The 19,971-nt window shown below is 40.8% G+C and carries 22 protein-coding genes; 4 read left to right on the top strand and 18 right to left on the bottom strand.

Translation table 11 applies throughout. The annotated features are described in order from the left end of the window. Window positions 1–16 precede the first annotated feature (16 nt). Window positions 17–466: an SsrA-binding protein SmpB gene (gene smpB / locus PHEP_RS07765; protein ID WP_015807380.1), complete on the top strand. Its 450-nt coding sequence runs from the start codon at window positions 17–19 to the stop codon at window positions 464–466. A 17-nt stretch (window positions 467–483) separates the two neighbouring features. Here the strand turns inward: smpB and PHEP_RS07760 are convergent, their stop codons facing one another. The 3 genes from PHEP_RS07760 to PHEP_RS07750 form a co-directional block, all read right to left on the bottom strand. Next, window positions 484–1,140, bottom strand: a complete 657-nt coding sequence (locus tag PHEP_RS07760; RefSeq protein WP_015807379.1) for a protein-L-isoaspartate(D-aspartate) O-methyltransferase — start codon at window positions 1,138–1,140, stop codon at window positions 484–486. A 100-nt stretch (window positions 1,141–1,240) separates the two neighbouring features. Next, complete coding sequence (priA, locus tag PHEP_RS07755; protein WP_015807378.1) at window positions 1,241–3,715, bottom strand: replication restart helicase PriA; 2,475 nt, start codon at window positions 3,713–3,715, stop codon at window positions 1,241–1,243. 2 nt (window positions 3,716–3,717) lie between these two features. Continuing rightward, window positions 3,718–4,101 carry a DUF423 domain-containing protein gene (locus tag PHEP_RS07750; protein WP_015807377.1) on the bottom strand — a complete coding sequence of 128 codons (384 nt, stop codon included), beginning with the start codon at window positions 4,099–4,101 and terminating at the stop codon, window positions 3,718–3,720. A 108-nt stretch (window positions 4,102–4,209) separates the two neighbouring features. On the opposite strand from PHEP_RS07750, the gene PHEP_RS07745 reads away from it, so the two are divergent. Continuing rightward, window positions 4,210–5,784: a hypothetical protein gene (locus PHEP_RS07745; RefSeq protein WP_015807376.1), complete on the top strand. Its 1,575-nt coding sequence runs from the start codon at window positions 4,210–4,212 to the stop codon at window positions 5,782–5,784. A gap of 19 nt (window positions 5,785–5,803) precedes the next feature. Beyond that, on the top strand, window positions 5,804–7,231 hold the full coding sequence (locus PHEP_RS07740) for a DUF5723 family protein (RefSeq protein WP_015807375.1): 1,428 nt from the start codon (window positions 5,804–5,806) through the stop codon (window positions 7,229–7,231). Here PHEP_RS07740 and tsaB read toward each other — a convergent pair whose 3' ends face one another. The 14 genes from tsaB to PHEP_RS07675 form a co-directional block, all read right to left on the bottom strand. Beyond that, window positions 7,232–7,918: a tRNA (adenosine(37)-N6)-threonylcarbamoyltransferase complex dimerization subunit type 1 TsaB gene (gene tsaB / locus PHEP_RS07735; RefSeq protein ID WP_036673897.1), complete on the bottom strand. Its 687-nt coding sequence runs from the start codon at window positions 7,916–7,918 to the stop codon at window positions 7,232–7,234. A gap of 32 nt (window positions 7,919–7,950) precedes the next feature. Then, on the bottom strand, window positions 7,951–8,181 hold the full coding sequence (yidD, locus tag PHEP_RS07730; protein WP_015807373.1) for a membrane protein insertion efficiency factor YidD: 231 nt from the start codon (window positions 8,179–8,181) through the stop codon (window positions 7,951–7,953). Next, on the bottom strand, window positions 8,168–8,587 hold the full coding sequence (gene rnpA, locus PHEP_RS07725; protein ID WP_015807372.1) for a ribonuclease P protein component: 420 nt from the start codon (window positions 8,585–8,587) through the stop codon (window positions 8,168–8,170). The genes yidD and rnpA overlap by 14 nt, the downstream gene beginning before the upstream one ends. Before the next feature lie 63 nt (window positions 8,588–8,650). Beyond that, window positions 8,651–8,809, bottom strand: coding sequence for a 50S ribosomal protein L34 (rpmH, locus tag PHEP_RS21890; protein WP_015807371.1), 159 nt, complete (start codon window positions 8,807–8,809; stop codon window positions 8,651–8,653). Between the two features lie 92 nt (window positions 8,810–8,901). Next, on the bottom strand, window positions 8,902–9,639 hold the full coding sequence (locus tag PHEP_RS07720) for a LytR/AlgR family response regulator transcription factor (protein WP_015807370.1): 738 nt from the start codon (window positions 9,637–9,639) through the stop codon (window positions 8,902–8,904). Continuing rightward, window positions 9,617–10,678, bottom strand: coding sequence for a sensor histidine kinase (locus PHEP_RS07715; RefSeq protein WP_238326450.1), 1,062 nt, complete (start codon window positions 10,676–10,678; stop codon window positions 9,617–9,619). The genes PHEP_RS07720 and PHEP_RS07715 overlap by 23 nt, the downstream gene beginning before the upstream one ends. Next, window positions 10,675–11,040 carry a DUF4288 domain-containing protein gene (locus PHEP_RS07710; RefSeq protein ID WP_015807368.1) on the bottom strand — a complete coding sequence of 122 codons (366 nt, stop codon included), beginning with the start codon at window positions 11,038–11,040 and terminating at the stop codon, window positions 10,675–10,677. The genes PHEP_RS07715 and PHEP_RS07710 overlap by 4 nt, the downstream gene beginning before the upstream one ends. An 11-nt stretch (window positions 11,041–11,051) precedes the next feature. After that, window positions 11,052–11,837, bottom strand: a complete 786-nt coding sequence (locus tag PHEP_RS07705; protein WP_015807367.1) for a LiaF transmembrane domain-containing protein — start codon at window positions 11,835–11,837, stop codon at window positions 11,052–11,054. 232 nt (window positions 11,838–12,069) lie between these two features. Then, complete coding sequence (gene mscL / locus PHEP_RS07700) at window positions 12,070–12,501, bottom strand: large conductance mechanosensitive channel protein MscL (RefSeq protein ID WP_015807366.1); 432 nt, start codon at window positions 12,499–12,501, stop codon at window positions 12,070–12,072. A 93-nt stretch (window positions 12,502–12,594) separates the two neighbouring features. Further along, on the bottom strand, window positions 12,595–13,767 hold the full coding sequence (locus tag PHEP_RS07695) for a glycoside hydrolase 100 family protein (RefSeq protein WP_015807365.1): 1,173 nt from the start codon (window positions 13,765–13,767) through the stop codon (window positions 12,595–12,597). A gap of 10 nt (window positions 13,768–13,777) precedes the next feature. After that, window positions 13,778–14,920: a glycosyltransferase family 4 protein gene (locus PHEP_RS07690; RefSeq protein ID WP_015807364.1), complete on the bottom strand. Its 1,143-nt coding sequence runs from the start codon at window positions 14,918–14,920 to the stop codon at window positions 13,778–13,780. Then, on the bottom strand, window positions 14,917–15,558 hold the full coding sequence (locus tag PHEP_RS07685; protein WP_015807363.1) for a PIG-L deacetylase family protein: 642 nt from the start codon (window positions 15,556–15,558) through the stop codon (window positions 14,917–14,919). The genes PHEP_RS07690 and PHEP_RS07685 overlap by 4 nt, the downstream gene beginning before the upstream one ends. A 271-nt stretch (window positions 15,559–15,829) precedes the next feature. Continuing rightward, window positions 15,830–16,450, bottom strand: a complete 621-nt coding sequence (locus tag PHEP_RS07680; protein ID WP_015807362.1) for a hypothetical protein — start codon at window positions 16,448–16,450, stop codon at window positions 15,830–15,832. A gap of 39 nt (window positions 16,451–16,489) precedes the next feature. Next, entirely contained in the window at window positions 16,490–17,233 is a 744-nt protein-coding gene (locus PHEP_RS07675) for a porin family protein (protein WP_015807361.1), read from the bottom strand. 237 nt (window positions 17,234–17,470) lie between these two features. Between PHEP_RS07675 and rpoN the strand changes: the two genes are divergently transcribed. After that, window positions 17,471–18,943, top strand: coding sequence for an RNA polymerase factor sigma-54 (rpoN, locus tag PHEP_RS07670; RefSeq protein ID WP_015807360.1), 1,473 nt, complete (start codon window positions 17,471–17,473; stop codon window positions 18,941–18,943). Between the two features lie 7 nt (window positions 18,944–18,950). Here rpoN and PHEP_RS07665 read toward each other — a convergent pair whose 3' ends face one another. Further along, window positions 18,951–19,970, bottom strand: a complete 1,020-nt coding sequence (locus tag PHEP_RS07665; protein WP_015807359.1) for a PorP/SprF family type IX secretion system membrane protein — start codon at window positions 19,968–19,970, stop codon at window positions 18,951–18,953. Window position 19,971 lies beyond the last annotated feature (1 nt).

Genomic DNA, 19,971 nt, shown 5'->3' with positions numbered 1-19,971 from the left:
ATATTAGCAGGCCGTTATGAAGAACGATATCCAGATAAAGAACAAAAGAGCGTATTTTGATTACCACATTATTGATAAATATAATGCCGGGTTAGCCCTTTTGGGTACTGAAATAAAAGCCATCAGACAAGGTAAGGCCAATATGACCGATGCCTTCTGCATGTTCATTGGCAACATACTCTATGTACGTAACCTCCACATTTCAGAATATAGCCACAGCTCATTTCATCATCATGAAATTAAGCGCGACCGCGCCCTTCTGCTCCATAAAAAAGAACTGAAAAAGCTAAAGGTAAAAAGTGAGGAAAAAGGTTATACCATTGTTCCTTTACGGATATTTACCAACGAAAGGGGTTTTGCGAAAATAGAGATTGCGCTGGCACAGGGTAAAAAGGAATTTGACAAAAGGGATAGCATTAAGGACAGGGAGTCCAAACGGGAAATGGACCGTGCCATGAAAGTTTAAAACAACGAAATATAAGTTTACCAGGCCTGATCGCCTACCAATGGTACAAACCTGAAGGTATCGAGTTCTATCCTTTCGAAATCTGTTTCGTTTACCCTGATTACCGTTACCATTTTTTGCGAATGTTCATCCCCTACCGGAATTACCAGTATACCGCCTATCCTAAGCTGTTTTAGCAAAATTTCAGGTACAAAAGGTGCCCCAGCTGTTACTATGATCTTATCATAAGGTGCATGCGCTGCAATACCTTTAGAACCATCGCCAAAAAAGAAATGCGCATTGTATCCCATGCCAGGCAGTACCCTGATGGTGTGCCGGTATATGCTTTCCTGTCGTTCTATGGTATATACGTTGGCACCAAGTTCCATTAATATACAGGTCTGGTAGCCCGAGCCTGTTCCAATTTCCAGAACTTTATCACCTTTTTTTATGTGCAGCAGTTCGCTTTGGTAAGCGACGGTATATGGCTGTGAGATGGTCTGTCCATCACCAATCGGGAAAGCAATATCCTTGTACGCCTGGTTCCAAAAGGTTTCGTCGAAAAAGAAATGCCGGGGCACCTTGCCTATTGCTTTAAGCACTTTTTTATCTGCAATGCCCCTCGCTTCCAAATGCGCCACCAATCTTTTTCTCGCCCCCTGCTCTCTGTAATTGTCAACAAACTTATATGCCATTTCATTTCAAAAATAGCTTTTTGTAAGCTAATAATTCAATGTTTTTAACTTGAATCGGGTTAAAAAAGCCTAATAGGCACAGAATCAATCCCAATAAAATCTAGTAGGGATCCACGTCTACCTGGATGTTTACGGAACGGTATTCTTTTTCGGACTGAAAGTCGAGGATGGTATTTTTTAATACAGATTTAACTTTCTGGACAGAGGTATCTTTATCAGTTTTAATGATTACCTGCTTAATGTAGTAATTCCTGATCCGGGCCACCATAGGCTGCTCGGGCCCTAAAACCCTTGGCCCTAACTGCGCCCTTAGTATCGTTGCAAAACGCTGTGCAGCCATATTTAACAGGTCCTGATCTTTATGTTTGATATTGACAAAGATAAGCCTAGTAAATGGTGGATAATGAAACTGCAGACGCTCTGCCAGTTCGTCCTTGTACATTTCGAGATACTGGTTCTCCATCACCTGTCTGATGATGCGATGCGAATCGTCATAAGCCTGGATAATTACTTTTCCCTGCTTGTCTCTTCTTCCTGCCCTGCCTGCTACCTGTGCGAGCAGCTGGTAACTCCGTTCAAAGGCCCTGAAATCAGGATAATTCAGTAAAGTATCTGCATTGATTACCCCGATCAGGGTAACATTATCAAAATCAAGTCCTTTGGCCACCATTTGTGTACCAATAAGGATATCCGTTTTCTTTTCCTGAAAATCTGAAATAAGCTGCTGCAGGCCATTCCTGGTACGTGTGCTGTCCACATCCAGCCGGGCAATTTTAGCATCCGGGAAAACCAGGCTCAGTTCTTCCTCTACCCTTTCAGTGCCAAAGCCTTTCTGTTCTATGTGTACAGAACCACAGGCCGGACATATATTGATGCTGCTCTGATGATATCCGCAATAATGGCAGTGCAATTTACCGCTGGTTTTATGGTAGGTTAAAGAAACATCACAGTTTACACATTTGGGTGCATAACCACAAGTGGCACAGATCAGTATAGTTGCATAGCCTCTGCGGTTCTGAAACAGGATTACCTGTTCTTTTTGTTCCAGGGCAAGGCTAATCCCTTCAATCAGTTTACCGGAAAAATAAGAAACCATCTTTTTTTTCTTCGTTTCTTCCGAAATGCTCACCACTTCATGCAAAGGCAATTCTACTCCACCAAAGCGTTCATTTAAAGTAACAAGACCATATTTTTGGCTAATGGCATTGTAATAGCTTTCTATGGATGGCGTGGCCGAGCCCAGTACGGTTTTAGCCTGGTGCAAATGGGCCATGTAAACAGCCACATCTCTGGCCTGGTACCTTGGCGAGGGTTCCTGCTGCTTATAAGAGGATTCATGTTCCTCATCAACCACGATCAATTTCAGCTCTTTAAAAGGCAAAAACACTGCTGATCTGGCCCCAAGTACTACCCGGTACTTCCCGTTCAATACTTTATTCCAGATCTCGACCCGCTCATTGTTGTTAAATTTAGAATGATAAACCCCAATAGCATCCCCAAAATAACGCTGTATGCGCTGAACAATCTGAGTGGTCAAAGCAATTTCGGGTAATAAAAACAAAACCTGCCCGCCCTGCTCAATGGCCTTTTCAATCAGTTTAATATAGATCTGGGTTTTTCCGGAAGCAGTAATGCCATGCAGCAATACCACATCTTTCCGCTCAAATTCCATTTCAATCCCGGTCAAAGCCTGTTGCTGAGCTGCACTCAGTTCAAAGTTCAGTACAAAGTCCTCATCATTATCTTTTAAGCGGCTCACCGGTCTTTTTTCGACCGTAAATATTTCCTTATCCAGCAGTGTTTTAAAAGCCGCCTGTCCGCAATCGCTCTCTTCCAGTAATTGTGATTTTGAAACCAAGTTTTGCTGTCGGGACAACTTGATAAAGGTAAGCAGCGCATTCAGTTGTTTGGGTGCACGTTCCAGAATGGTAAACAACTGCTTTAAATTTTCTTCTTCCCTATAAAAAGCATTTAATGCCACAAAAGATTTTAGCAATGGTCTGTATTTCTCTACCACTTCTTCAGCAACATATACCAATGCTTTTTCCAGCAGGGTATTGATGATGGGATATACTGTTTTTTGCCCAAGTAAAGCAGAAACATCAGCTATAGTAAGCCTTTTCTGATGATTCAAAGCATCCATCAGAATACGTTCCTTTTCTGTTAAAACCTTTTCCTGCAACGCCTCTTCTTTCAGCACAATAATGGTTTCACTTGCCAGTTTTAATCCGGTTGGAAGAGCGGCCGACATTACATCCCCTTCATTGCAAAGGTAATAACCTGTCATCCAGTCCCACAGCTGCAATTGTAAAGTGGTAATCACAGGTTGCTCATCTACCACATCAATAATGTATTTGGCCTGATAAAGCCTGGGGGCGGTTTGGCTAATGGTTTTAATTAAGGCGGTATAAATCTTGTTCTTTCCAAACTGCACCACCACCCTTTTGCCAATGGCCACTTCACTGTTCAAGTCGAATGGCACACGATACAGATAGTTTTTAGCCAGCGACAGAGGCAGAATCACCTCTACAAACAAGGTTTCCCTTTCACTGAATTCCAGCAGTTCAGCAGCCATCTTTATTTACGCTTTAAAACCGTAAAAAATAACATGGCCCAGCCCAATATAAAACAAAGACCACCAATGGGAGTTACAGGCCCAATTAAATTCGCAAAACCAATATTTAAAATAGTTCTGGTGGCCAGCAAATATAATGAACCCGAAAACAGTACAATACCTAAGGTAAAAAATCTGTATGCCCATTTTGCAGGCTGGCCTTCGGCAGCATAATTTGCAAGAAAAAGCAAAGCAAAAGTATGATAAAACTGATATTCCACTCCTTTTGTCCATATTTCAAGCGATCCGGAACTTAAGACATTCTTTAAACTATGCGCCCCAAAGGCACCAAATATTACAGCTATGGCACCAAACAATGATGCTGTTAAAAGGATACGTCTGCTCATGATAGATCGGCTTTTATCCTACAAAATTAAGAAAATGCCTGTATTTACTGAGTAATAACGAGGATTAAATTAAATAACCAAAAATTCAGCTAGATTTGTATATGTATTATGAAGAAGCTCATTATTAGTATTGTCCTGCTATTTCTTGCCATTGTTACAATGGCCTATCTTTATTTTTCCAAACTCAATACCGATCAGCATATTACAGATACCGGCCTGCAGGCCGCCGTTGCAAATTCGGCTTTCATTTTCTCCTTTGAAAATGAAAAAAGCATTACCGACATTTTAAAAGAACAACGCTTGTTTGAAGAAATCCTGGACGCAAAGCAATATAAACAACTTGCTTCCTTAAAAAAGTACCTGCTGACTATACCTAAAGTAAACCAGCTGACCGACAAACAAAATGTTTACATTGCCTTTGTTCCGGGCAGCGATCATAACATAGATTTCTTATGTTATACACAGATCAGTATCCCAGAGTACTTGCCGCAGTTGTTCCAATCGCTAAAAACCAGTGGCATCCGGCCAGAGACAACAGATAGGCTCACAAAGCTTATTTTACCCGACAGCTCCGTATTTTATCTGGGTATAAAGGAAAACCTGGCCGTTATTTCCAGTTCTGAAAAGCAGACTGCCGCTGCACTTGCCAAAGAACGGAATCAAAAAGACGACAAGTTTATTGAATATATCCAGGCCATTAAAAGGTTCAGCAAAAACAGCCTTGCCCAATTGTATATTAACTTTAATGATCTTCCTCTCCTGCTAAAAAACATCATTTCCGGTAATCTGAATGGGGAATTAGCTGTTTTAAATCAGCAGGATGCCTTTGCTGCCCTAACCTATAATTTCAGCAATGAAAAGGTATTACTCACCGGAACCACCGTGACAAATAATCCCAATAATTATTACCATTTGTTCTCGGACATGCAGGCCCAAAAGATAACCATTAATAATATTCTTCCTGCGAACACCGCCTCTTACACGATTTTTGCAGTAGATAGTTATCCCAACTGGAAAAAAAAGCTGGACACCTGGTTTTCAAATCAGCACCAGGACAAAAAGATCTCAGCACTCCTGAAGGACATCAACAACAGATATCACCTCAACCCGGACGAGTTGTTTCCCAAATACTTTAAGGACCAGTTCATTACTTTCCAACTCCGCACAGGTGAAAAAATTGGTGCCATAAACCTCAGTAACGGAGATAAAATGATACAGCTGCTGCTTGACCTGAGCAGCGAATACGATGAAGACATCAAAGTATTTAAAGAACCCGACCTGCTCTATGCCTATTTCGGAAAGCCATTCAGCAACTTTAAAAAGCCTTATTATATTATTACAGACAATTACATGGTTTTTGCCAACAATGCCGGCACTTTGCAGTCATTTTTAAACAGCTATACCAACAATCAGCTTTTAATTAATGTTCCTAATTACATCAATGCCGGCAACCAGCTTCCCGGAAACTCCAGCATTGCTTTTTATACAGATCACCGCAATGCCGATGACATTTTCAAAAAAAACATCTATTTACCTTATTATAAACACATCAGTGCAATTGAAGGTCTGAAAAATTACGACTCTTTTACCTATCAGCTGAGTGGAGATAACGGTAAATTCCAAACCAATATATTAATCAACAAACAGCCTGAAGTTTTACAAAAAGATTCTTTAGCTTTATAACAATATCCAATCATCCTGTATGTTAAAAAAGTATATTCTACTTTGCTTATTTTTTTGCCTTCCTTTTTTCTTAAAGGCCCAGCAATATGGACTGTTCAATACAAAAACGCTTTTTGACGGCTTTGAAAACCCTGCCCAGAAAACGTTTGTATTGGATTCTTCCAGGAAGTTTGCTTCCAACTTTTTCCTGCCTTATTTTGGTTTGAGTGGTGCCAACAAAGGCAATTCAGATTTAATCAGAAGGGCCATAAATGAAGGTAAATACAATGCAGCCAATCTTCCATTAAGAACAGGGGCCATCAATACTGTTCATGAAAACACGAATATTTATCTGCTTACATTCAGGATATTCCAGTCTTACAAATGGCAAAAAGAAATGGGCTTCTCCTGGCAATTGCGCAGCGATGGGCATGTAGACTATACCAATGAAACACTGGCCATTCTGGATTCTTACCAGCGGTTCGACACCAACCCTTATGATGATGTGTTTAACAATGATGGTTATGCTCAGTCGTACCATCAGTTTAGCATGACCTACAGGGAAAATTACAACAAACGACTTGCTTTTGGGGTTAAGCTGAGTCTTTTAAGTGGCATCACTTATAATAAACTAAACATTTCAGACTCTTATTTCCTTTTAGATCCGGCAAATGACCTGATAAACGTAAGGGTTAAAGGTAGCTACAGGGCCAGTTTTGTAAAGACCAATGAACTCTCTACCCATACACTGGTACCCACATTTAGAAATCCGGGTATGGCCTTTAGCTTTGGAACCAGTTATAATGCTAAAAGTGGCGTATTTCTGATGGCCAATATTAAAGACCTGGGTTTTATAAAATGGAGAAAGAGTGCATATATCAATAAGATCAATGCAGCAGTAAATATTCAAAACCTATCCCAAAAATCATCCAATCAAATCCGAAATGAAATTGCCGACATTGCCACCGATGAATCGGACAGTACCAGCTTCTTTAGTCCAACCAATGCTAAAATTGATTTCATGCTTTCCAAAGCTTTTACACTTTCCACGCCTGATTTCACCTATACTCCCAGTCTTATTGTCTCGAAAAATCTGTTCTTTAAAGGTGGCGATGCAGCATTTGTAAACAAATTCAAATACAGGGACCTGGCCATCAGTGCAATTCCTTCCTATAACTTTAACAACTTGTTTTTTATGGGTTTACAGGGCCTTTATCAGACGCCAAATTTTGAAATATTCCTGGGTTCAGACAACCTGTTTAAAACGGTTACACAAATTAATGGAGCAGTTAACAGAGATGCCACCATTGGCAACGGCTATAACGGAGCATCCTTTTATATGGGGCTGGGCTTTAAGTTTGGTAATACGGTAGAACACCCCCAAAACAGCAGCACAATGCCCGGGATAGGAGACGAAAAACCTGGTTTCTTTAAGCGGCTGTTCAGTGTGTTTTCAAAGAAGAAATGATTAAACCTTTTTCTTTGGGGTTGTCAGCACAAAATCTTTCAGATAAAAAGGTTCAAAATAAGCCACATCCTCAAATTGCCCTTTTAAATAAGCCTCATTAGCCAGCCGGCTCATATTCGTAGCTGAATTAAAATTTCGACCACTGAAAGTAGCATTGTCCTGTTGCAATACCGCAGCACATTTCATAGCACCATCACCGATGAAAGTAACTTTTTCCAGCGTCAGTTCCCTGGCAAAACTCTGTTCATCTATAATTTTTGCAACTGTGGGCACCAGATAATTTAAATCAGCATCAAATACAGCCGTAAAAACCTCCATTCTGCGGGCATCTATCATGGTACAGATCAAGCCTTCATAACCGGCCTGTTCCAGTAAAAATCCTGCTGCCATCGTCTGCAGGGTATCAATAGCAATTAGTGGCTTATCCAGTGCAAAACACAAACCTTTGGCTGTTGAAACTCCTATTCTAAGGCCTGTATACGAGCCAGGACCCTTGCTTACCGCTACAGCATCCAGATCGTTAAAGTGTAATCCCGCAGTTTCCATTGCCGTTTCAATAAACAAGGTTAAACTACCTGCATGAATGTTATTTGCCAATTCTTCTTTTAAAGCAATCGTTTCCCCATTTCTGGAAATAGCAACAGAACAGGCTTGTGTAGCGGTTTCAATTTGAAGTATAGTAGCCATTGACATTAAAATTAATGAGTATAAAACAAGTGTCAGGGAACAGGATCAGGACCATGCCCCCCCCAGGGATGGCAACGCCCAATGCGTTTTAAAGTAAGCCAGCCCCCTTTAAAAGGGCCATGTTTTTTAATGGCTTCTATTCCATATTGCGAACAGCTGGGCGTGAACCTGCAACTTGCCCCCAGCAAAGGGGATAAAAGCCATTGATACAATTTGATCATGGCCAGAAAGAACCAGCCAAGCAACTGTTTAATTACCTTCATCACTTTTCCCCGTGTTAGGCTTTTTAACTTCCAAATCTGCTGTCAACCGCTTAAATGCTGCACTCAGTTTCTTTTCCAGAAAAGAAAAATCATAAATCTTTTTACCCACAAACTGTACTGAAAGCAACAATAGAGGGTTGTTACCAGGTAATAAAGTATAAAGTTCCTGTTCTTTTTGTAAACGATAGGCCTCGCGGATGCGACGTTTGATCAGGTTCCTGTCTACCGCCCTTTTGTACCTTTTTTTAGCTACATTGATTACTACCTGAACCGGAAAGCGCTGTGCTTCGGAAACAAATAAATACGAGATGCGGTAGGGGTATAATAAAAAAGAAGAACCGTTTTTAAATAGCAGATCCAATGATTTCCTACTACATAACCGTTCTTCTTTTTTAAATGTGTTCATCTTTTTGATCGCAAATTTGCAGATATTCTGATCTGCCAGCACTTTGAGTGCTGCAATCAAAAATTATGCTTTGTGACGGCCTTCGCTTGAAACCGTTAATCTTTTTCTTCCTTTTGCACGACGGGAAGCTAATACCCTTCTACCGTTTGCTGTAGCCATTCTTTCGCGGAAGCCATGCTTGTTTCTTCTCTTTCTTTGCGAAGGTTGGAATGTTCTTTTCATAACTGTATTATATCTTGACTAATATTTTTAAATAAGAGGTGCAAATATAGGGCGATTTTTATTTAATTGCAAATGCAACAGAAAATAAAATGCTACATACCCAGGGCTGCTTTCAATTTCACATAGCCGGTTTTGCTTACCGGCAGCCAGATATCTGATTTCAGCAATACTACATAACTGTCTTTTTCCTTCAATTCGATTCTGGTAACCTGGGCAAGATTGATGATGTACGACCTGTGAATACGAATAAACTGTCCGGGCTCCAATGTCCTTTCAAAAAAGTTCATCGTTTTATTTTTATGATAAATCCCTTCAGCGGTACTCAGTTTCACATAATCATCATCAGCCTCTAAATAATGAATATCCGATACGGCAATAATTTTGATCACTCCGTTTTTTTTAACCACCACCCTGTTGTGCTGGGCAGGACTCAAAGCAGCCACATCCAGCAACTCCTTTGTAACTGCATCTGTATTGTGTAATCGTCCCGGCAGTTTCTGCATCGCCTGCTCAAATCGGTTCTGCTCTATCGGTTTCAGTAAATAATCTACAGCATTTACCTCAAAGGCTTTAATTGCATATTCATCAAAAGCAGTAGTAAATATTACTGCCGGATGCTTCTCTACCAGTTCCAGCATTTCAAAACCACTGATTTTAGGCATCTGGATATCCAGAAAAATAAAATCAGGCTGATGATGTGCAATGGCTTTTATCCCTTCAAAACCATCACTGCATTCGGCCACTACCTCTACTTCCGGAAAAAGCTTCAAATAGTGTTTCACCACATCTCTTGCTAAAGGTTCATCATCAATTAATATCGTTCTTATCATGCTGCTGGGGTATTTTAAGCGTAGTTACAAATATATTTTCGTCCATCACATCTGTTCTGAGCAATCTTTCATCAGCAAACAACAGATATAGCCTTCGCCGTATAGCTGTTAAGCCAAAACCGGTGCCTCCCGTTGCTTTTAACTCAGGGTCAAATGGATTTTGCACCCTAATGACCAAATGGTTATGCTGTAACCTTACATCCAGCGAAATCGTGATGGCCGCTGCTGTATTATACAATCCGAATTTTATCGCATTTTCCACTATAGGCTGCAAAAGGGTACCAGGTAAACGTAAATTTAAAGTATTATCAGCTATTTTCACATCAATATTTAACCTGTGGCTAAAACGTACTTTTTCTATGTCAAGATACAGGCCAATATATTCCATTTCCTCGGCCACACTTACCCAAACCTCGTCATCTCTTTTTAAAGTTCCGCGTAAAAAAGAGGCCAGTTTGGTAATCATTGTCCCCGCTTCTTTAGGGTTCACCATCGTTAGAGCATATACCGAGTTTAAGCTGTTAAATAAAAAGTGTGGCTGTAACTGGTGCCGAAGTTTATTTAATTCGGCTTCTTTAGACAGGTTTTGCGCGGCCAAAAGCCTTTCCTGGGTGGCCGACTGTTCTTCCAGTCTGTACCATAAAATGTTAGCCAGGGCGCACCAGGCTATAAACACAAATAAAATAAGAAAGCGGACTGTAAGGGAGAAACTTAGAAAATTCATGTATGTTTTTTCTTCTGCAAAAAACAGTACCAGCAAAAACTTGCTCATAAACGTAATAAACAGCGCCATGATAAAAGTAAGTGCCAGGATAAAAATAATCGTTTCGTTTTTAGGCTGATAATAGCCCAATAAATTACTTAGAATGATACAAGCCAGGGCAAGCATACCATTGGTAACCAAACTATCAGTAATAGAAATGGTCCAGCTGAAATTGAGCGTACTGTAAAAAAGACATATAAATATCAACACCCAGCCCAGAAATATCGCTGAGGCAATTTTCTGAATCTTACGGACGGATAAAGGTCTGTTGGTCAAAATAATTTAATTGAAGGGGTTGAAAATGGTAAAAGTTCCTGTAAGTACGACTTATGCTGGTTTACATTGGCTAGAAATGCATCTACATCAACCGGTTCGTGCAGTACGGAAGCCAGTTCAGATCCATCAGTTGGCGACTGGATCTCATAAAGATCAGCCACGCAGATGAAGTTCCAGGTTACCATTTCCCCTCTGCAATTTCTAAAGGGTAAATGAAAACCTTCTGCCTGAGCTTCGGCTTTCAGAAGAGCTTCAGTACTATCTTCCGAAACAATTAACCTTAGCTGCTCATCAAACTGCGGTGCGTGATCACCCTCACCGGTAATGATCTGATAAATATACCTTACTACAAACCACTTCATTATTATGTGTTTTAAAAGTTTCTGATATCAACCCCTCCAAACATGGCTACCCCTTCAATAATTAATACTTTGCGGGGCTCAACAGCTGCCACACCAAGTGTCCTTTTATCATCTATACCACCAAAAATGGCTGTTACTTCCGATTTTACTTCCCAGCCGGAAGGAATAATGATCTTCACTCCCCCAAAAATGGCTACCACATCCAACTTGATCACCCCTTCAAAGTCGGCCTGTGTTAAGTTGATATCGGCGCCGCCAAAAACAGCAATCACATCTCCACCCTTAAAATTTTGCGAATAGATTTTTTGGTGGCTGCCACCAAAAAAATTAACGGAATCTATAATGTCATTTTTATCTGCACTGGCATATTTATTCCACTCTTCCTCATCTCCGGGTATGTTCAGGTCGCCCATTTCAGCATATTTCCTTTTCATCCTGCCTTTCCACCTGGCCTTACAGCGCCTATCTCGGCCAATCGCCGATCTTTTCGGTTTAAAAATCAGCATCAGACCTACAACAATGAATATCAGCGCAAAATAGTACTTCGAAATGTCGAAGCCCGTAATTGCCCTGGCAGTAAAAAAAACGCCCACAAGTATCAAAATTATCCATCCCGGACCATTAAAATTTCGCTTATAACCAATCAAAAAGCCAACAATGATCAATAATATAGGCCAGCTGATGACCCATTCCGGAATATAAACCCCAAAATTTCTTAACAGAAACACCAGTCCTACACCTATGATGATCAAACCACCACATATCCTGCTCGAATTATTATCCCTAATCTTTTCCATTTTTTTTAAATTCTTTTAAGCCAAAGTTGAAACAGCAAGTAACAACTAAATGCTTCATCAAAAGTAAATAGCCTTACGCTATTTACATATGGCAATTATACGTATGCTTGCTTATAGCCGGTAAAGCGACCGATTTTACCGGTGAAGATACCGGCTAAGCGATAGCTTTAAAAACAAAAACACCCGGGGTTATCCTTACAATAACCATCCGGGTGCATAAAAATGCTTTACGTTATTTTGTTTTAAGCAGGTCCCTGATCTCTGTGAGCAATACCTGATCCTGGGTTGGTGCCGCTGGTGCAGCAGGAGCAGCCTCCTGTTTACGTTTCAATGAATTTATTCCTTTAACCAGCATAAACACAGCCAATGCCAGTAATAGGAAATTGATGGCTACCGTTATGAAGTTACCATAAGCAAATACGACTGTACCAGGTACCTTTCTGGCATCAACAAGTGCCATACCCTCTGTTACAGTTCCTTTTAACACCACATACATATTGCTAAAGTCAACAGATCCGATCACTGCTGAGATCAATGGCATGACCAAATCGTTGACAACACTGTCGATTATCTTACCAAATGCACCACCAATGATTACACCGACAGCGAGATCCATTACACTGCCTTTAATGGCAAACTCTTTAAATTCTTTTACAAATCCCATATCATAGTTATTTTTAGTTTACTCTAATTTATAAAAATCATACCAATTTTTAAGCATTTATAAATTATTTTCCAGTTAAGTAATCTGGTGCAACTAATAAGTCCTGCACTCCTCAAAAAAGGGCGTATGTTTTCCTTCCACAGCTGCAGCCGCATATAAATAAAGCGCGGCCGACCAGGTTTGCCAATCCTGGCCCATTGGCTGCCCATCCTGAGTCCTATACCATTCGTTAAAGCCATATTGCAGCTCTTTATTTACTGAAATTTTAATTAGATCAGTAAGTACATAAAGTTTCTCCATCGCCAGTTTATGCCTGCCTGCTGCAACAAGAGCTGCAATATGAAGTGCGGATATGAAGGGCCAGATCCCGCCGTTGTGATAATTTCCAGGCATATTAAAATCGGCATAGCGGTCTATCCAGTCCGGATGTCCGGGATAAATAAAAGGGAAAAAATTAGGAGCAAGGTCGACGGCCAGTTCTCCATTCCGCTTCATCTCCTTACACTCCTCTTCTATCCATGAAACCATTTTCTGCGCCCTGGTTAGGGGGGCCAGTCCGGATAAGATGGCAATACTGTTTCCCAGCAGATCAAACCGTTCACTGCTGTATACTTTATAAGACCATAATGCAAAGTACGGTTTATTTTTTACCATTAAACCCTCATGAACATGACGGTGTATTACCTTAGCTGTAATGGTAAAATGTCGCATTTCATTCCTGAGCATATCTGCCCGCCGGTGTTGTCCAAGCATCCGTAAATAAGCATATACTGTTGCATTTACAAATAAACCATAACCCAAAACCCATTGTTCATCGCGCCAGTCACTTGTAGGCTCCTGGGCCACCAGCACATCATCGGATGGACTTTGGTACTCCATCCAGGTCAGGGCTTTCTGTACCGCTTCTTCCAGGAAATGATCCTCGTTAAGCAGCCTCCTGTAAATGCCTACCGCAAGTAAAAATAAAGGAGTGGTATCACTGGCACCCCTGTTTTCAGCATCATGTACAAGAGAAGGGATATGACCTCTTATCGATTGATTTTTAGCAAGTACCATCATCGTTTTACGGATCACTTTTATCAACTCTTCATTTCCACTAACTGCAATACCAATTGCGGCAAGCATCAGATCTCTGGTATAAGGCTCGGGATACCCCCAGCCAGCCGTTCGCGGGAGTCCGTAAAAAGAACCATGAGCATTATGTATCAACACTTCCAGGGCAGCCGTTTTTGCTTTTTCTATCTCCTGCCAGTTTCGCTCTTCCATGTCAGTTTTTTTAATAGATATCTAATTTTTCATTAATTAAGCTTACAAATTTTTGTGCAACCAATCTATAATCAAAATTATCCACTACCCTTTTTCTCCCCGCAGCACCCATTTCTTTTCTTAAGGCCGGATGGTTCATTAACGTTAGCAACCCTTGTCTGACATCTTCTATATCTGCTCTGTAATCTACTGTTCTGGGTACATCGAAAATGACTCTCGTATGTGCTGCAAATCCGGATTCAGGCCCCAGATTGACCTCATTCAGGACTATCTTTTCTGCTATACCCGCTAAAAAAGCAGTTTCACCATGAACCAGCGTATCGAGCATTCCCATTGCATTGATACCAATTACAGGCTTACCACAGGCACCGGCTTCAACCTGCAGCATTCCAAACCCTTCCAGCCTGGAAGGTGCGGCATAAATATCAGATGCCCCTAAAAGATAAGGGACAAATGTTCTTGAAATGATACTGGTAGCAAATAGGACACGATCAGCAATACCCAGCTGCTCTGCCAGCAAACGGTCTTCCTTATTTTGCCAGTCGGTACGGGGCTGAGGCCATACTTTACAGATGTATTTCCATTTAGGGTTATCCTGTTTTATTTCTGCAAGCGCCTCCATCACTTCCCGTCCGCCTTTAGAAGCGGCGTCACCACCAACTGTAAGTATCATCAATTCATCGGAACTGACACCCAGTGCTTCCCTTACTGCGATAACTTTTGGATTGTCTTTTTCGAACGGAACAAAAGTATCTGTGTCGCAGCCAACTGGCAATACATGAATATTGTCTGCTTTAATGCCATCTCTTACATACATTTCCTTTACCCAGTTAGAGGTTACCAGAATTAAAGGAAGCGCATTCAGTTCATACTGATAATTGGCGATATACCCGTCAGCCACCAGCCAGGGTACAGCTTTCATTCCATGTTGCATGGGATGCTGTATCAACATTGGTGTATGCCCCCAGTAACCAATTCCTACCACCACATCGGGCTTAAACCAACGGTAATACCATTCCTTTTCCTGCATAGACATGGGGTTAACCCCATGAACATCTACTCCGATCTCTTTTAGCCCTCTGTAGAGGAGGTCGCCCTGAGTAGCAAGTCCCCCCGGAGAAGGTGGATAATCATACAATACCAGCACCTTCATAAAATATTCTTTCTGTTTAACGCTTCCATTGCAGTAGCTCTGGTAAAAAACTGCCAAAATGCTTCTGCTTTGGGGGTCGTTTCCGCCTCCCAGCTTTGCGGACCAAACCCATATAAATCTTTAATGATATTATACTTGAGCTGCCATATTTCATCAGACAGTTCGATATAAACGTCAGCTGTTTTAACAGGTCTTGGAAAATACATCCCGTCCCCGTCCTCATAAGCAAAATTCCATAGTTCCTCACAACGGATCAACCTTCTGTTCCATAATTTAATTACAGCTTTTCCAATTTCTTCGTGCCGCAGATGCCTGGTATATTCACCATAAGGCGAATGTGTAATCAGCAGATCAAAGGCCAGTGAGGGTAAAAGAGACAACAACTTAAATTCTATATCTGCCTCCAGCAATGGAGTTTGTTCAGGCCCGTCATCCAGATCTCCCATTATTCCTTTTGCATGAAATACATCTAATGCTTTTTTAAATTTCGGCGCTCTGTTTTCATCATCCCTTCTGCACAAACATATTACAAAACACCTCCATTCGGGATGGCTTAACAACAAGCCCCCGGCCCATAATGTCTCATCATCAGGATGAGCTACAATAATGACTACCGTTTTATTTTTAACCTGGCTCATTATCTTGTAAAACAGTAAAATGATTTGCAACACACATCTTCACTTTTCTCATGTTTTGTTTTTTAATAAGTTGAGCACAAACAATGTTAAGACAACAAATTCATAGTCAAAACATTACTCACATCATTTAAACATCAGCAAAGCCTTTATGTTTCATAATCGTGTACTATTGTTTATTTGCAGAAATATGAGCCAGGAGCTGACTCAAAGAAATAAAAAACGGGATAGCTGCTGCTGATCCCGTTATCCTTTGTTTATAAAACTTATTAAATTATTTCTGTCCTTCCTTTGCCTTCAGATCATTGTATTCTACAATCAGGGAGCGCACAAAATCGAAACTAAATTTATCTGCTTTCTCGTAGCGTTCGGCCACATGTGGATTGTCTTTTATCATATTTAAAAAGTTATCCTTTCTATTCTTTCTGCTACCCCATATCCCGTTTGATTTTATATCTGCCACAGCACCACCATCTTTCTGTGCATACCATCTTTTCTTGGGGCTACTTCCGCCTACAAAGCCCATACCACCACCTGCCATCGGTGCACTGTACATTGTACTACCTGCCTGGTAATACTCATATAATTTTATCTTGCCATCTTCCAGCACCTGCAAAAATGAAGGGCTGCCCCCTTCTTCCCTGACAATTGATCTGTACACACCATGTCCGGCCTGGTAAACTTCCTTCAGTTGCTCTGCATTAAATTTTTGTACTTTCTTTTCTCCTGCAGGGATAAACTTCACTTTATCTACATTATGGCTCTTTATCTCACCCATAATTTTAGCATTGTCATTGTTAATGATATAATCAGTCTGTGCATATAAATCACTGCCCAAACCTATTGTACTGATATACAAAAAGAGAAATATAAAGTGTTTTTTATAGTTATTCATATTGATATATTTAGATTGTTTGTTTAACGATGTGAAGTATTAAAATTTAAGTCCTATGCCGAATGAAAAACTGAGCATTCTTGTATTTAAATTGTTACCGCTTAAACTGTTATTTTCCGTAAAAACTGGAAACAGGGTATAGCTGGCACGAAGATCGGCATAGGCTCCAACAAACGAGGGTACTCCACCGAATTGAATACCTGCAAGCATGCTGGTATTAAAAGTACGTACACCGTCCAGGTTTCCAGATTTATCGGCCTGTCCTTCCCATGGCCCTGCATTTGGCTTAGGGTAATCCAATTTAACAGCTTTATTTATGGCAATAGCAGGTGCCAGGCCCACATAGCCGGTCAGCCAGTTATCAGATGCAACCGGTAATACATTGTACCCCGCTGTTAAAGGCAGTTCTAAATAATCCACTTTATATTTGAAATAATTATAAGCCTGTTCTGCCCCGTTTTGACCAATCATGATCACACTGTTGTTCTTTTGACGGTAAGCCATCCCCCTCGCGTTGTATAAAACTTCTGCACCAACTGAAAAACGTTCACCTACCATATAATCCACTGTAATCCCTGCAAAAGCCGCCGCACGCAAAAACCGCCGAAAAGAAGGATCATTCCCTGAACTCGCAGGATCAAAAAGATCAACGTCTTTTGTAAAAAATGAGGCATTTAGACCTCCTTTTAAGCCAAAAATTACAGGCTTTACAAAGGAACTCTGCGCCAGCAGGGGCAAAACAGGCAACAATAGGGCCAGGCAGGTAAAAAGCGTTTTTCTCATCTAGATATGGGAGGCTATTTGGCCTCTAAAATACATACAAAATAAATTTACTTCCAAATTAATTCCACCGTAAAATCCTGAATAAATTAAAGATCAGGTAATCATCATGGCCTATTAGTTTGCATTAACTATGGCTGTTTATCAGTACAATCGTTGATTTATCTTTTTGTAATTACTTTTATCTGTCTGAAATGTGTATTTTTGGAACGGGTATATTAAATTCCTGCTCATCATTTTATGCTAAAACAACACCTTCAACAAAAATTACTTCAAAAATTATCACCACAGCAAATTCAGTTTATTAAACTGCTGCAAGTACCAACCGTTGCATTAGATACCCGCATAAAAGAAGAACTGGAAGAAAACCCGGCACTGGAAGATCCGAGTTTAATGATTGCCGAGGAGCCTAAAAGTGAATACGACGACCTGAACGATGCACCTGATGATTTTGATGGCGGTAACAAAGAAGAAAGCACAGATGAGTTTAATGTTGATGATTATTTACAGGATGATGATGTAAATGATTACAGCACGTCATATAATAACAATGACGATGATGAGGAAAAAAAGGAAACACCTATAGCGATTGAAAGTACTTTTTTCGAAAGTTTACAGGAGCAGTTAGACCTGGTCCCCCTTTCTGACCAGGACTTCATCATTGGTAAGCAGATCATAGGAAGCCTGGATGACGACGGATATTTAAGAAGACCCGTGACCTCGATGATCGATGACCTTGCTTTTTCTCAAAACGTAATGGTAGAAGAAGAAGATGTACTGGAGATGTTAAAAGTGATCCAGCATTTTGACCCGCCGGGCATTGCTGCAAGGGATTTACAGGAATGCCTGACACTCCAATTAAAACGAAAAGATACCAATAACCCAATAATTCAGAAGGCAATTTTAATTGTTGAAAATTACCTCGACGAGTTTACCAGGAAACACTACGATAAACTCGAAAAATCTTTGAACCTGAACAGTGAGGACTTAAAAGAGATTATTGCCGAGATACTGAGACTAAATCCTAAACCAGGAGATTCCAATCAGGTTACTACCAAACAATTACAGATCATCCCTGATTTTCATGTTTCTAACAATGATGGGGTATTGATCCTTACGCTGAACTCGAAAAATGCACCTGAACTACGGGTGAGCCGTTCTTATATCGATATGTTTGATCATTACGATAAGGCCGCCCAGAAAGATAAAAAATTAAAGGAAGCGGTACAGTTTGTGAAGCAAAAACTGGATTCAGCAAAATGGTTTATTGATGCCATTAAACAAAGACAGCAGACCCTGCTTAAAACCATGAACGCCATTATGCAGTATCAGTATGAGTACCTGCTTACCGGTGATGAACGCAAAATGCGACCCATGATATTGAAGGATATTGCCGATAAGATCGATATGGACATCTCCACAGTTTCGCGCGTAGCCAATTCTAAATATGTACAAACCGAATTTGGTACATTCCTGTTAAAATCTTTTTTCTCGGAAGCCATCCAGACCGAAAGCGGCGAAGAGGTTTCCAATAAAGAAGTAAAGAAGATACTGGAAGATTGCATTGGAAATGAAGATAAACGCAAACCCCTGGCAGATGAAAAACTAACTGAGATTCTGAAAGAAAGAGGTTACAATATTGCCAGACGAACAGTAGCCAAATACAGGGAACAAATGAACATCCCTGTAGCCAGGTTAAGAAAAGAACTGTAAAATTTAACTACCACAGCCTGGTCGTACTAAAAACTTCGTAAACATTGTTTAACTGTAAGCCCAGCACAATTTCGTGACTCCCGTTACTCACCTGGTTTAAGCCTGAAGTTGTAAAATCGTAGGCATAGGTAAGGTTGATAAGCTTACTGATGTTAATGCCAGCCAGTGCAGAGAAGGAATCGTTTTTGCGATAGCTCCCCCCTACCCAAAAACGGTCCTTAAACGCCATTTTCAGGTTCACGTCTATAGATGCTGGCGCAGGACTTACCTGTTTAAGCATGACTGATGGTGTTGCCGAAATTTCGTCATCCACATAAAGACGATAACCGGCAGTGACAAAAAAATGAGGTACTTCTTTTCCTCTGGTATAATTGGGATCGCTGGTGAAGGAAAGTTTTTGAGGCAATAACTGCTGAACAGATGCCCCGGCAAAAAAGCGCCCCCCATACAACCACAGGCCAAGCCCCAGATCGGGTTTAAGTTGACTTGTAATGCCATTGGAAACGGCCGGATCTATACGGCTCTGGTCTTCAAATTTCAAAGAATTGATATCCAGCGCTATCCGGCTTATCCCTGCTGCTACACCTACCGAAAGGTTTAAGGCTTGGTTTAACCGCAGATGATATGCATAGGTTAGGTTAGCATCCAGTCGTGATAATGGTCCAACCTCGTCATAAACAGCGGTAACCCCCATTCCATGATGTGCAGGGGATGCTGTATAATTTTGCATATAGTTCCTGCTCATGGGGTCGTCGCCTTTATCGGGGAGTGAAAGTGCGTTTCTCCACAGGTAATCACTGCCCAGATTCCAGTGAGCGGTAACAAATGAGGTTTGGGGTGCATTTTCTATACCGGCCCATTGCTTCCTGTAACCAACTTTTACATCCGCATAGTTCTCTATACCACCAATTGCTGGATTCAACAGATAGTTGTTAAATATGTATTGGGTGTATTGAGGCTTTTGCTGCGCCTTACATAAAACCCCATATATCAGCAATACCAATACAAGATAAATTGAACGCTTCATT

The sequence above is a fragment of the Pedobacter heparinus DSM 2366 genome (assembly GCF_000023825.1).
GTDB lineage: Bacteria > Bacteroidota > Bacteroidia > Sphingobacteriales > Sphingobacteriaceae > Pedobacter > Pedobacter heparinus.
This window is presented reverse-complemented; position numbering and strand designations above follow the sequence as displayed.

Bases quoted from the DNA above. Each gene is read 5' to 3' on its own strand.
- rpmH (WP_015807371.1), bottom strand. From the start codon at position 8,809: ATGAAAAGAACATTCCAACCTTCGCAAAGAAAGAGAAGAAACAAGCAT.
- PHEP_RS07705 (WP_015807367.1), bottom strand. From the start codon at position 11,837: ATGGAAAAGATTAGGGATAATAATTCGAGCAGGATATGTGGTGGTTTG.
- PHEP_RS07710 (WP_015807368.1), bottom strand. From the start codon at position 11,040: ATGAAGTGGTTTGTAGTAAGGTATATTTATCAGATCATTACCGGTGAG.
- PHEP_RS07720 (WP_015807370.1), bottom strand. From the start codon at position 9,639: ATGATAAGAACGATATTAATTGATGATGAACCTTTAGCAAGAGATGTG.
- PHEP_RS07745 (WP_015807376.1), top strand. From the start codon at position 4,210: ATGAAGAAGCTCATTATTAGTATTGTCCTGCTATTTCTTGCCATTGTT.
- PHEP_RS07760 (WP_015807379.1), bottom strand. From the start codon at position 1,140: ATGGCATATAAGTTTGTTGACAATTACAGAGAGCAGGGGGCGAGAAAA.
- rnpA (WP_015807372.1), bottom strand. From the start codon at position 8,587: ATGAACACATTTAAAAAAGAAGAACGGTTATGTAGTAGGAAATCATTG.
- mscL (WP_015807366.1), bottom strand. From the start codon at position 12,501: ATGGGATTTGTAAAAGAATTTAAAGAGTTTGCCATTAAAGGCAGTGTA.
- tsaB (WP_036673897.1), bottom strand. From the start codon at position 7,918: ATGGCTACTATACTTCAAATTGAAACCGCTACACAAGCCTGTTCTGTT.
- PHEP_RS07685 (WP_015807363.1), bottom strand. From the start codon at position 15,558: ATGAGCCAGGTTAAAAATAAAACGGTAGTCATTATTGTAGCTCATCCT.
- PHEP_RS07680 (WP_015807362.1), bottom strand. From the start codon at position 16,450: ATGAATAACTATAAAAAACACTTTATATTTCTCTTTTTGTATATCAGT.
- PHEP_RS07740 (WP_015807375.1), top strand. From the start codon at position 5,804: ATGTTAAAAAAGTATATTCTACTTTGCTTATTTTTTTGCCTTCCTTTT.
- PHEP_RS07695 (WP_015807365.1), bottom strand. From the start codon at position 13,767: ATGGAAGAGCGAAACTGGCAGGAGATAGAAAAAGCAAAAACGGCTGCC.
- PHEP_RS07675 (WP_015807361.1), bottom strand. From the start codon at position 17,233: ATGAGAAAAACGCTTTTTACCTGCCTGGCCCTATTGTTGCCTGTTTTG.
- smpB (WP_015807380.1), top strand. From the start codon at position 17: ATGAAGAACGATATCCAGATAAAGAACAAAAGAGCGTATTTTGATTAC.
- rpoN (WP_015807360.1), top strand. From the start codon at position 17,471: ATGCTAAAACAACACCTTCAACAAAAATTACTTCAAAAATTATCACCA.
- PHEP_RS07690 (WP_015807364.1), bottom strand. From the start codon at position 14,920: ATGAAGGTGCTGGTATTGTATGATTATCCACCTTCTCCGGGGGGACTT.
- PHEP_RS07750 (WP_015807377.1), bottom strand. From the start codon at position 4,101: ATGAGCAGACGTATCCTTTTAACAGCATCATTGTTTGGTGCCATAGCT.
- PHEP_RS07665 (WP_015807359.1), bottom strand. From the start codon at position 19,970: ATGAAGCGTTCAATTTATCTTGTATTGGTATTGCTGATATATGGGGTT.
- yidD (WP_015807373.1), bottom strand. From the start codon at position 8,181: ATGAAGGTAATTAAACAGTTGCTTGGCTGGTTCTTTCTGGCCATGATC.
- priA (WP_015807378.1), bottom strand. From the start codon at position 3,715: ATGGCTGCTGAACTGCTGGAATTCAGTGAAAGGGAAACCTTGTTTGTA.